General features: G+C 40.3%; 9 protein-coding genes. 7 read left to right on the top strand and 2 right to left on the bottom strand.

The window, feature by feature from the left end; all coding sequences use genetic code 11:
* Positions 1 to 83 precede the first annotated feature (83 nt).
* Together trhP and pepA are read right to left on the bottom strand one after the other, a co-directional pair.
* A complete protein-coding gene (gene trhP / locus B0183_RS10385; RefSeq protein WP_078208759.1) occupies positions 84 to 1,463 on the bottom strand; it encodes a prephenate-dependent tRNA uridine(34) hydroxylase TrhP in 1,380 nt (459 codons plus the stop codon).
* Positions 1,464 to 1,663: 200 nt separating this feature from the next.
* A complete protein-coding gene (pepA, locus tag B0183_RS10380; protein ID WP_078208758.1) occupies positions 1,664 to 3,160 on the bottom strand; it encodes a leucyl aminopeptidase in 1,497 nt (498 codons plus the stop codon).
* 346 nt (positions 3,161 to 3,506) lie between these two features.
* Between pepA and lptF the strand changes: the two genes are divergently transcribed.
* Genes lptF through coaD form a run of 7 tightly spaced genes read left to right on the top strand, consistent with a single transcriptional unit; the run spans position 3,507 to position 12,490 of the window.
* On the top strand, positions 3,507 to 4,607 hold the full coding sequence (lptF, locus tag B0183_RS10375) for an LPS export ABC transporter permease LptF (protein WP_078208757.1): 1,101 nt from the start codon (positions 3,507 to 3,509) through the stop codon (positions 4,605 to 4,607).
* Positions 4,604 to 5,671, top strand: a complete 1,068-nt coding sequence (lptG, locus tag B0183_RS10370; protein ID WP_035494126.1) for an LPS export ABC transporter permease LptG — start codon at positions 4,604 to 4,606, stop codon at positions 5,669 to 5,671. The genes lptF and lptG overlap by 4 nt, the downstream gene beginning before the upstream one ends.
* A gap of 14 nt (positions 5,672 to 5,685) precedes the next feature.
* A complete protein-coding gene (locus B0183_RS10365; RefSeq protein WP_021110013.1) occupies positions 5,686 to 6,717 on the top strand; it encodes an AAA family ATPase in 1,032 nt (343 codons plus the stop codon).
* On the top strand, positions 6,718 to 7,230 hold the full coding sequence (locus tag B0183_RS10360; RefSeq protein ID WP_021110012.1) for a hypothetical protein: 513 nt from the start codon (positions 6,718 to 6,720) through the stop codon (positions 7,228 to 7,230).
* 21 nt (positions 7,231 to 7,251) lie between these two features.
* Positions 7,252 to 10,728, top strand: coding sequence for a DNA polymerase III subunit alpha (gene dnaE, locus B0183_RS10355; protein WP_021111349.1), 3,477 nt, complete (start codon positions 7,252 to 7,254; stop codon positions 10,726 to 10,728).
* Positions 10,729 to 10,737: 9 nt separating this feature from the next.
* Positions 10,738 to 12,021: a lipid IV(A) 3-deoxy-D-manno-octulosonic acid transferase gene (gene waaA, locus B0183_RS10350; protein WP_078208756.1), complete on the top strand. Its 1,284-nt coding sequence runs from the start codon at positions 10,738 to 10,740 to the stop codon at positions 12,019 to 12,021.
* Position 12,022: 1 nt separating this feature from the next.
* Positions 12,023 to 12,490, top strand: a complete 468-nt coding sequence (gene coaD / locus B0183_RS10345; RefSeq protein WP_005713743.1) for a pantetheine-phosphate adenylyltransferase — start codon at positions 12,023 to 12,025, stop codon at positions 12,488 to 12,490.
* Positions 12,491 to 12,761 lie beyond the last annotated feature (271 nt).

Raw genomic sequence — 12,761 nt, 5'->3', positions numbered from 1 at the left:
ACTTAGTCCATCTTACCGCTTATCAGTTCAATTGCTTTAGTTATTCTGTACATACTTCCGCTAAGTAGTAATAAGATTATCTTTTATAAATTATGCGGATTTCGAGTATTTGCATCAACCAAATTACGCATTAACAAAGCATAATCTAATTCCACATCGGCTGGTACATCTAAAAAGACAAAATGCCCATCGCCTAAACCAGCTTCAATAGCTTCATTTTTGCGGTTTAACATTCGTTCGATTTTGAACACGATATTGCCTTTCGGGGTCATCATTTCAACTTCATCGCCAAGTAAGAATTTATTTTTCACGGCGACTTCCGCCATACCTTCTGTATTGCGTTTGCCGGTAAATTCGCCAACAAACTGCTGACGTTCTGAAATCGAATAGCCGTAATCGTAATTTTGGTATTCATCGTGGGTATGGCGACGTAAGAAACCTTCCGTATAACCACGGTGTGCCAAGGATTCTAACGTATCCATTAAACTTTCATCAAAAGGCTTGCCTGCTGCCGCATCATCAATCGCTTTACGGTAAACTTGAGCAGTTCTTGCACAATAGTAGAATGACTTAGTTCGACCTTCAATTTTTAAGGAATGTACGCCGATTTGGGTCAGTTTCTCAACGTGTTGCACCGCACGCAAATCTTTCGAGTTCATAATGTAAGTGCCGTGTTCATCTTCAAAAGCGGTCATTTGCTCATCCGGTTTTTGCGATTCGGCAAGCAGGAAAACTTTGCTAGTGGTATCGCCTTCGCCTAAGGTTGGTGCGACATTTTTAATTTCAATCTGATGTTCTGGATCAATTTTTGACACGATATTTCCAACATCATCTACCTTACCTTCTTCCACCTGATATTCCCAGCGACAAGCGTTGGTACAAGTGCCTTGGTTTGGATCACGTTTGTTGATATAGCCAGATAATAAGCAACGTCCTGAATATGCCATACATAATGCCCCGTGGACAAAAATTTCAATTTCCATATCAGGCACTTGCTCACGGATTTCTGCGATTTCATCAATGGAAAGTTCACGAGAAAGAATGACACGGGTTAATCCCATCTGTTTCCAGAATTTTACCGTTGCCCAGTTTACTGCATTGGCTTGCACGGAAAGATGAATATCCATTTCTGGGAAATGTTCACGCACCAACATAATCAAGCCTGGATCAGACATAATCAACGCATCGGGCTTCATATCTACAACAACTTGCAGATCTTTAATAAAGGTTTTGAGTTTGGAATTATGTGGGGCGATATTGACTACCACATAGAATTTTTTGCCAAGTGCGTGAGCTTCATCAATACCGATTTTCAAATTAGCGTGGTTAAATTCGTTATTGCGAACACGCAAGCTGTAACGTGGTTGCCCTGCGTAAACGGCATCTGCTCCATAAGCAAAAGCATAACGCATATTTTTCAGCGTGCCTGCTGGTGATAAAAGTTCTGGTTTATGTTGTAACATGTGGATTCTCTTTCTGATAACAAGTCAGGACTTTCCCGAAGGAAAACGTAAAAAGGCGTTATTCTAACGGAATAACGCCTTTGGGTTAAGAATTATATGTTTGTTTAGTGAAAATTCTGCCATTACAAGCGGTCGGTTTCGACTCAAAATTTGCAAATTTTAGAGCCTAACTGACCGCTTGTATTTAGGAGGCAAACAGGTTAGACGCCCGCTTTATTAAGCAAAAACTGGCTCAACAATGGTACTGGTCTGCCTGTTGCCTCTTTTGCAGCCCCTGATTTCCACGCAGTACCTGCAATATCTAAATGCGCCCAAGTGTATTTCTTGGTGAAGTTAGATAGGAATACCCCAGCGGTGATCGCTCCGCCTAAACGTCCGCCGATATTGGCAAGGTCGGCAAAGTTGGATTTAAGCTGTTCTTGATACTCTTCGCCCATTGGTAAACGCCACGCTTTATCGTCCGCTTGTTCTGCAGCATTTAATAAGTCGTTTGCAAGTGCGTTATTTGGTGAAATCAATCCGCTATTGTGGTTGCCTAGTGCGATCATACACGCCCCTGTGAGTGTTGCCACATCAATCACTAATTCAGGATCGAAACGTTCGACATAGGTTAAGGTGTCACATAATACCAAACGTCCTTCTGCATCGGTATTGAGGACTTCAACGGTTAAGCCTGACATTGTGGTTAGAATATCACCAGGGCGATAAGCGTTGCCGTCTGGCATATTTTCACAGCCTGCGAGTACGCCGATAACATTTAATGGCAATTTCATTTCCGCAATGGCTTTCATTGTGCCATAGACAGAAGCCGCACCGCCCATATCATATTTCATTTCGTCCATTGCATCGGACGGCTTAATGGAAATGCCACCTGTGTCAAAAGTTAAGCCTTTGCCGACAAGAACAATCGGTTTTGCTGCAGAATTTGGCGATCCTTTATATTCTATAATTGAAAGATAAGCATCATTTTCAGAACCACGAGAAACGGCAAGATAGGCGTTCATTTGTAATGCCGCCATCTCTTTTTCGTCCAGTACCGTGGTGGTGATGTTATCGTACTCTTTGGCTAAGCCTTTTGCTAATTCGGATAAATATTTCGGGTTGCAAACATTTGGCGGACAGTTCGCTACATTTTTGGCGAAGATCACGCCTGATGCAATCGCTTTGCCGTGTTCAACCGCTTGTTCTGCCACAGTTAAATCTTTGCGGTTAGCGATATTAAATACGATTTTGCGTAATTCACGGCGGATTTCAGGTTTCACGCTCTTAAATTCGTTATATTGGTAGCCGTTTTCTTGAATGGCCTCAATCGCAAAGCGGATATTCCAGTAAACGGAACGGGCTTTGACGTGTAATTCGGTTAAGAAGCAGATCGCTTCCGTTGAGCCTGTGTCGTTAATGACTTGTACCATTTTTTGAATGGTTTGTTTGTATTGGCGTTCAGTCAGTTCACGCTCTTTGCCGCAGCCAACTAACAACACGCGATCTGCGGGGACATTGGGTACGTTGTGTAGTAATAACGTTTGCCCAACACGTCCTTCTAAATCGCCTTTACGCAATAAATTGCTTAAATAGCCGTCACTTAATTTATCTAATTGCTCCGCAGCAGGCGATAAGCGACGAGGTTCATACACCCCAACAACCAGACAGCCTGTACGTTGTTTTTCAACAGATCCGTTTTTAACGCTAAATTCCATAAAATACTCCCGTGATTTTTTTTGTATAAAAGGGTATGATTACATATTTTGCAAGCGGTGGGTTTTGGTAAAATTTTACAATATTATTTAGCCTTTGTTTGAATGATAAAGAAAGGTAGGGACACACTGCGTGTGTCCATATTTCTGGCTCAAACATATATTTGCGGACATATATAGTTTTATGGACACGCAGCTTTACGGACACACGCAGTGTGTCCCTACAAGTGGGCTATTCAAAATTTTACCCAAATCCAACCGCTTGAACTTGCAATTAAAATATGGGTCATAAAACTACCTGTTTGCTTGAAAATTGCAAGCGATAAATTGTCAAAATGAGAACTTTGTCGTGATTTTAAGTCGATATTTAACGAAAGAAATATTTAAAAGCCAAATTGCTATACTTTTCATACTGTTAGTGATCTTCTTCTGCCAACAATTAGTACGAGTATTAAGCTCGGCTGTGAGTGGCAAAGTCCCTACAGACTTAGTATTGAGCTTGCTCGGATTAGGTATGCCGACAATGGCACAGTTGATGTTACCTTTGTCGTTATTTATTGCTCTTTTACTCACTTTAGGGCGTTTTTATGCTGAAAGTGAAATTACGGTAATGCGCGCTTGTGGGGTGGGGCAGAGCCTTTTAGTGAAAGCAGCGTTATTTTTATCGATCTTTACCACGGCAGTGGCGGTTTATAATGTCTTTTGGCTTACTCCTTGGGCGATTAATAAACAGAGTGAAATGCTTGCTGAGGCAAAAGCAAATCCTCGCTTTGCTGCATTAGCCGCAGGGCAATTTATGTCTGCAGGTGGCTATGTATTATTTATTGATAACATTAAAGATAACACCATTAATGATATTTATGTTTTTCAGCCTGAACAGCAAAAGAAAAATAAGCCCTCTGTGGTGGTAGCTAAATCGGGGGAACTACAAGGGCTTCCGAATGGTGATCAAATGTTAAATTTAACCAATAGCACTCGCTATGAAGGAACACCTCAAACGGCAGATTTCCGTATTTCGCATTTTGATAATTATAGTGCCTATCTTGGTTATCAAGATGTTGATAGTGATGAGAAGCTGGTACAACGTGCAGATTTTCGTAAGTTACTTGCTGAAACTTCCCCAGAAGCAAAAGCTGAGTTACAGTGGCGTTTAGCGTTGATTTTATCTGTGCCATTGATGGCGTTGCTTGCTGTGCCGATGAGTAGTGTAAACCCTCGACAAGGACGTTTTGCAAAATTATTACCTGCGTTATTGTTGTATTTAATCTATTTCTTATTACAGAGTTCGTTAAAATCGGCTGGAGCTTCGGGTAAGCTAAATGTGTCTTTGTTAATGCCGATGGTGTCTGTGGCATTTTTAGTGCTAGGCATTATTCTCAATAGTTGGGAAAGTAAATGGTTTTCAGCATTGCGTTATCGTTTTTCAAGTAAAAAGGTGGTAAGTAAATGAATGTATTAGAGCGTTATATCGGTAGAACCATTCTTGCTTCCATTATGCTTACCCTATTTATGTTAGTAGGACTTGGGGCAATTATTAAATTTGTGGAAGAGTTCCGTTCCGTTGGACGAGGTAGCTATGATGGTTTGCACGCAGCATATTACACCCTACTAACAATGCCTCGTGATATTGAAACTTTTTTCCCAATCGCAGCCTTGCTCGGTTCATTAATGGGGCTGGGCGGTTTGGCTAGCCGTAGTGAGTTAGTGGTAATGCAATCGGCTGGTTTTTCTCGCTTCCGCATTGGGCTAGCGGTGATGAAAACAGCAATTCCATTAATGGTGATCACGATGATTATGGGGGAATGGGGTGTACCGCAAACGGAACAATATGCTCGAAATATGCGATCCATTGCTCAAAGTGGCGGTTCAATGCTGGCGACCCAAGGCGGATTTTGGGCGAAAGATGGCAATGATTTTATCTATATTCGTCAAATTCAAGATGAACGTAATTTAAACAATATTTTAATTTACCAATTTGACAATCAGGTTCTAAAATCCATTAAACAAGCGGAAAAAGCGACCTATTCGGAACAAGGCTGGCTCTTACAGAAAGTAGATAAATCAGAAATTCACGAAAGTGGAATAACTCAGACTAGAGAAACCGATCAGACGTGGAAAACAAGCATTACGCCGAGCAAGTTAGGGATTGCATCTTTGAGGCCAGAGTCGCTATCTATTTCGGGACTAGCGGATTATGTAGGCTTTTTAAAAGATACAGGGCAAGATCCAAAACGTTTTGAGATTACGTTCTGGCGTAAAGTTTTTCAGCCGATCTCAATGGCAGTGATGATGTTGCTTGCGATTTCCTTTATTTTTGGTCCGCTACGCAGTAGTACGATGGGGGCAAAAATTTTGATCGGTATTCTGGCAGGCTTTGTATTTTATGTGGCGAATATCGTCTTTGGTAATTTAAGTCTTGTTGTTTCGTGGCTACCTGTACCGATTGGGGCATTAATTCCAAGCTTGCTCTGTTTAAGTGTGGTGTGGTGGTTGTTGAATAAGAAAAGGGATTAAATTAAGGAAAGACTATGTTAAAAAAATTAGTATTAAAGAATTTCACGGTATTTAACGAAGTTGATTTAAATTTTTCTCCCCATTTAAATGTTATTATTGGGGAAAATGGAATGGGAAAATCACACATTTTGAAATTAGCGTATTCTCTCATTGCTTGTAATGCTTCTGCTTTTTCTGTAAGTAAAACGCAAATGCAAAAGAATTATGCAGATAAATTAATTAATGTATTTAGACCTGAAAGTTTAGGCCGACTTGTTCGCCGTAAACAAGGGAGAGAGCGTTGTGAAATTTCAGCTAAATTTGAAAATGACTTTTATAATTGTCAATTTAGTTTTGCGACATCAAGTAAATCAGAAGTTCAAATAGATATATTACCTAAAAGTAAAATAGAGAATAATCCTGTCTTCTTACCCACTAGAGAATTATTAACGATTTATCCTAATTTTGTTCATACTTACAATAATCATTATTTAGAGTATGAGGAAACATATTATGATACTTGTTTATTATTAGGAAATTATTTAGCCAAAGGACCTAGAGAGGAGCGTGCAAAAGAGCTATTAAAACCATTAGAAGAGGCAATGGGGGGGAAAACGGTTTTAGATAATGGTCGTTTTTATCTTTCTATTCAAGGACAAGGAACTATGGAAATTCCTTTGGTTGCTGAGGGATTAAGAAAATTAGCGATGATTGCGAGATTAATTGCAACAGGATCTTTGTTAGGTAAAGGTGCGTTATTTTGGGATGAACCAGAGGCAAATTTAAATCCTAAACTTATTAAAACAGTCGCTAAGATTATTTTGCAGTTATGTAATAACGGTATCCAAATTTTTATTGCAACCCATTCACTTTTTTTATTAAGAGAACTAGAAATACTTTCTAAACGACAAGAATTTGCTCATTTAAAACAATTTTATTTCGGTTTAAAAACGATAGATAATGGTATTGCAGTTGATCAAGGTGATAGTATTAATCAATTGGAAGTTTTAACATTATTAGACGAAGAGCTTGAACAATCCGATAGATTTTTAGCATTGGTAGAATAAATGTCAGAGATTGTAATTAAAGAAGGTGATTTAACGTTTATTTTTAACGAGTTTATTCTTGTTGAAAAATATGATGATTTATCTTTTTATCGTAATCAATTTAATGCTTTTGCAAATGGAACCAAAGCAGTAGATATTATTGTGGTTGATGAAAATGATAACTGGATGATTGAAGTAAAAGATTATCGACAATATCAGAGAACGAAAACAATACCATTAGCCGATGAAATAGCAATTAAAGTTAGAGATACCTTGGCTGGAATTGTTGCGATGAAATTAAATGCGAATAATCAAAGCGAACAGCAGTTTGCTAAACAGTTTTTGAAGAAAAATAAGATAAAGATAGTATTACATTTAGAGCAAAAAAGAAGTAATTCACGTTTATTCCCTCAGCCGATCGATCCTGCAAAATTAAAACAAAAATTAAAGATGTTATTGAAGGCAGTCGATGCTCATCCGTTTGTGGTGGATAAAGATAGCTTACATTCGACAATGCATTGGAAAGTCATTTAATATAAATAGAAAATAACCATTATGTCCCAACCTCGTTTTGTTCATCTGAAAGTACACAGTGATTTCTCAATGATTAATGGCTTGGCGAAAGTGAAGCCATTAATCAAAGCCTGTGTTGCCAATAATATGGTCGCAATGGCATTGACCGATTTTACTAACTTCTGTGGCTTGGTGCGTTTTTACGGCGAAGCCTTAGGATCGGGGGTGAAGCCGATTGTTGGGGCAGATGTGATGGTTCGCCCTGAACCTGAGAGTGAAGAGTTATACGAACTTACTCTCTTAGCCAAAAATAATACCGGTTATCATAACATTACTCTTTTACTTTCAAAGGCTTATCAACAGGGCTATGTGGAATTTCCTGTGGTGGAAAAAGCGTGGCTGGCAGAGCATAATGACGGCGTGATTTTGCTTTCGGGCGGTCGCAATGGCGATGTAGGTAAGGCATTATTGAAAGAAAATCAGCAAGAAGCCGAACAGCTTTTAGCTTTTTATCAACGTTATTTCCACAACCATTATTATCTTTCCCTTTGCCGAACAGGGAGAAGTGATGAAGAACGTTATATTCAACAAGCGGTCACTTTTTCGCAAAAATTTGCAATTCCACTGGTGGCTGTCAATGATGTGATGTTTTTAAAACAGGACGATTTTGAAGCCCACGAAATCCGTGTTGCCATTCACGACAGCTTTACGTTGGACGATCCTAAACGCCCACAAAAATATTCGGAACAGCAATACTTCCGTTCAGAAGACGAAATGTGTCAGTTGTTTGCCGATTTGCCACAAGCGATTGAAAATACCTTATTCATTGCTCAACGTTGTAATGTCACCATTCGTTTAGGGGAATATTTCTTACCGAATTTCCCGACAGGTGAGCTTTCCACTGAAGATTTTTTAGTCAAAAAAGCCAAAGAAGGTTTGGAAGAACGTTTGGCATTTTTGTTTCCTGATCCTGATGTGCGAGCAAGCAAGCGGTCTGTTTATGATGAAAGATTGCAAGTCGAGTTGGACGTGATCAACCAAATGGGCTTCCCTGGTTACTTCTTGATTGTAATGGAATTTATTCAGTGGTCGAAAGACAACGATATTCCTGTTGGGCCGGGGCGTGGCTCAGGGGCAGGATCCTTGGTTGCTTATGCGTTGAAAATTACCGATCTTGACCCCCTTGAATTTGATTTACTCTTTGAACGTTTCTTAAATCCAGAACGGGTTTCGATGCCCGATTTTGATGTGGATTTCTGTATGGACGAGCGAGATCGTGTAATTGAACACGTTTCAGAAACCTATGGTCGCCAAGCCGTGTCGCAGATTATTACCTTTGGTACTATGGCGGCAAAAGCGGTTATTCGAGATGTGGGGCGTGTGCTTGGACACCCTTATAGCTTTGTGGATCGCATTTCTAAATTGATCCCCCCTGACCCTGGTATGACGCTGGCAAAAGCCTTTGAAGCTGAGCCAAAATTACCTGAGCTTTATGATACCGATGAAGAAGTGAAAGCCTTGATTGATATGGCTCGTAAGCTCGAAGGGGTAACGCGTAATGCAGGTAAACACGCTGGGGGCGTAGTAATTGCCCCAACGGCGATTACCGATTTTTCGCCACTTTACTGCGACTCTTATGGTTTGCACCCTGTGACCCACTTCGATAAAAATGATGTGGAATATGCAGGCTTGGTTAAATTTGACTTCTTAGGTTTACGCACGCTGACGATCATCAAATGGGCGTTAGAGATGATTAATCAACGCTTGGAAAAAGAGGGTAAACCACCTGTTCGGATTGAAAGTATTCCCCTTGACGATGAAAAAACCTTTAAATTATTAAAAGCAGCCAAAACCACGGCGGTATTCCAGCTAGAGTCACGGGGTATGAAAGATCTGATTTCACGCCTACAACCAAGTAACTTTGAAGATATTATTGCGTTGGTGGCTTTGTTCCGTCCAGGTCCGCTTGAGTCGGGAATGGTGCAGAACTTTATTGACCGTAAACACGGTAAAGAGCCGATTGCCTATCCTGATGCTCAGTATCAGCACGAGTCACTGCAACCGATTTTAGAGCCAACCTATGGCATTATCGTTTATCAAGAGCAAGTAATGCAGATTGCACAGGTTCTGGCTGGCTATACGCTGGGCGGTGCGGATTTACTACGTCGTGCGATGGGTAAGAAAAAGCCAGAAGAGATGGCAGCTCAACGTGCAACCTTTGAAGAAGGGGCGAAAAAGCAGGGGATTGATGGCGAGTTGGCGATGAAAATCTTCGACTTGGTAGAAAAATTCGCAGGCTATGGCTTTAATAAATCGCACTCGGCGGCTTATGCGTTGGTATCCTATCAAACCTTGTGGCTCAAAACCCATTACCCAGCAGAGTTTATGGCAGCGGTAATGACTTCAGAGATGGATAACACAGATAAAATCGTCGGCTTTTATGATGAATGTATCAATATGGGCTTAACCGTTGTTCCGCCTGATATTAATAGTGGTAAACACCGTTTTAGTGTCAATGAAAAAGGCGAAATTGTCTATGGTTTAGGGGCAATCAAAGGCGTAGGCGAAGGCCCGATTGATGCGATGTTAGAAGCTCGCAATAAAGACGGGATTTTCAAAGATCTGTTCGATCTGACCGCTCGTGTTGATTTAAGAAAAGTTAATCGTCGCACATTTGAAGGATTAATTATGGCTGGGGCTTTCGATAAACTAGGGCCTCACCGTGCGGCGTTGATGAAAAATTTAGAAGATGCCCTTAGAGCGTCCGATCAACATAATAAAATGGAAGCACTTGGACAGAGTGATATGTTTGGCGTGTTAACCGAAACTCCAGAAGAAGTTCAGAACGCCTATGCCAACACGCCAAAATGGACGGAGCAGACCATTTTAGATAACGAAAAAGCCACCTTAGGTTTATATTTGAGCGGACACCCTGTTGGACGTTTTTTGAAAGAGTTAGCTCATTATGCACCGAATAAATTAAATGAAGTTCAACCAACCTATCGAGGACAAACTACTACCGTTGCTGGATTAATTATGGGGGCAAGAATTGCGACAACCAAAAAGGGTAGTCGTATTGGGATTGCAACGATTGAAGATCGTTCAGGTAAAATGGATCTCACCCTTTTCTCAGAAGCACTGGAAAACTATGGCGATCTGTTGCAAAAAGATCAGATTATTATCGCAACAGGGGCGGTGCAACACGATGATTTCAGTGGTGGCTTAAAAATGGCGGTTCGCGAAATGATTACTCTTGATGAAGCTCGTAGCCGTTATGCAAGAAGTTTAGCCCTAGCGATTAAACAAGAACAGCTCTCAGCAAAATTTGTCAAAGATCTGACCGCTATTATTGAGCCTTATAAAGAGGGAACATTACCGTTACATTTCTATTATCAAAGCCCAGAAGGGCGTGTATTATTGCGTAGTGGCGTTGAGTGGCGTGTTACCCCAAAAGAAACGATGCTACAGAAACTAAAAGATTTTTTAGGCGAAAATGCCGTTGAGTTGGAGTTTGAGTAGGAGTAAATAATGCTACGTATAATTTATACTATTCTAGGTTATTTAGTACTACCTATTATTTCTCTTATCATATGGCAGAAAGAACATTCTCTACCTAAGCGTCGTAAATGTTTGAAGGAACGATACGGTTTTTATTCATCGGGTGAAATCAAGCCTCAAGCAAATGGCATTGTTATTCACGCCGCTTCTGTGGGAGAAGTGATTGCAGCTACTCCTTTGATTAAAACGATTTTAGCGAATTATCCGCAGTTGTCTGTTACGGTGACGACAGTAACCCCAACGGGTTCAGATCGTGTTAAAGCAGCATTTGGCGATAGTGTTCATCATCTTTATTTACCCTATGATTTACCCGATGCGGTGAAACGTTTTTTAGATTTTGTTGAGCCGAAGTTATTGATTGTGATTGAAACGGAACTTTGGCCGAATTTAATTCATCAAACCCATCAACGCCAAATTCCCTTTGTGATTGCCAATGCTCGTCTTTCACCTCGTTCAGCAAAACGTTATGGCTGGATTAAGCCTTACTTGCAAGAAATGCTGAGTGAAATTGATTTTATCTTGGCTCAAGATCAGGTGAGTGCAGATCGCTACTTGGGACTAGGATTTAATGCTGAACATTTAGTTAATACAGGCAATCTTAAATTTGATTTAGAAATTTCACCTCAATTACGCCAGAAGGTAACTCAAACAGCCGTTGAGCTACATTTACTTGACCGCTCAATTTGGGTTGCAGGTAGTACTCACGAAGGTGAGGAAAAGATGTTGTTGGAAGCACATCAGCAGTTATTAAAGCAATATCCTGATTTAGTTCTGATCCTTGTACCTCGCCACCCTGAGCGGTTTGATAGTGTGGAAAATTTACTAAAAAATATGGGAATGCCCTATGTAACACGCTCTTCTTTTGAACCTTTAAGTGCAGGAACGTCGGTACTGTTAGGCAATACAATGGGAGAGATGATGCTGTTTTATGGCTTGGCTCAGGTCGCTTTCGTTGGTGGAAGTTTAGTCAAACACGGTGGGCATAATCCATTAGAGCCAATTGCATTTGAACTTCCTGTGATTTCTGGTGTACATACTTTTAATTTCCCTGAGATTTTTGCTAAATTAAGAGAGGTTCGGGGCGTGATTGAAATTCAAAGTGATGTCACTTCGATTGTTGATGCCGTCAATTACTTTTTTGAAAGGCCTGAACTTGGACAAAAAATTAGTCAAGCAGGGGTGAGTGTATTACAAGAAAATCAAGGTGCTTTAACTCGTCATCTTCAACTGTTAGCCCCTTATTTAGAGAAATAGAATGAACCAAACTGTAATTTATGCTGGCACATTTGATCCGATAACAAATGGGCATTTAGATATTATTCAACGCAGTAGCCGATTGTTTGGCAAAGTGATTGTGGCTGTGGCAAAAAATCCCTCAAAGCAACCGCTATTTAGCCTTGAACAGCGTGTTGAGTTGGTACAGCAAAGCTGTCAAATGCTGAATAATGTTGAGGTGATCGGCTTTAGTGGGTTGTTGGTCGATTTTGCTAAACAGCATAATGCCACCACGCTTATTCGAGGTATTCGAGGGGCGGACGACATTGAGTATGAAATTCAACTGGCACAGTTAAATCAAAAATTAGCAGGGCAGTTAGAAACGATTTTTTTACCCCCAGCCGTAGAGTGGCGTTATCTTTCTTCGACAATGGTAAGAGAAATTTATCGCCATCAGGGAGATGTGGGGCAGTTTGTGCCAGAAATAGTTTTAAAGTCTCTAAGGTAATCGATGAGGAAAGTGTGTTTACATATGATCAAGATTTTAAAGAGGGTAGTGTCAATGTAGTTTAGTGGATGAATAATGAGATACGTAAAACAAGCAGATACCCAGGGCAAGATCGCATCTTTCTCAAATTTATGATCTAATACACCTTAATTATCCATATCAAATCAGGTTGTAAAATGAGCGTTTTTTCGTTTTTTTGAAAATTTATCCGACCCACGAGCCTATAATCAAAAACACCACTTTTTAGACATCGTTTTTCTCGTCGTCAGTG

It is taken from the genome of Glaesserella parasuis (genome assembly GCF_002015085.1).
In the GTDB taxonomy this organism is placed as follows: Bacteria; Pseudomonadota; Gammaproteobacteria; order Enterobacterales; family Pasteurellaceae; genus Glaesserella; species Glaesserella parasuis.
Note: the sequence above shows the minus strand (reverse complement) of the source record. Positions and strands in the feature narration are given on the sequence as shown.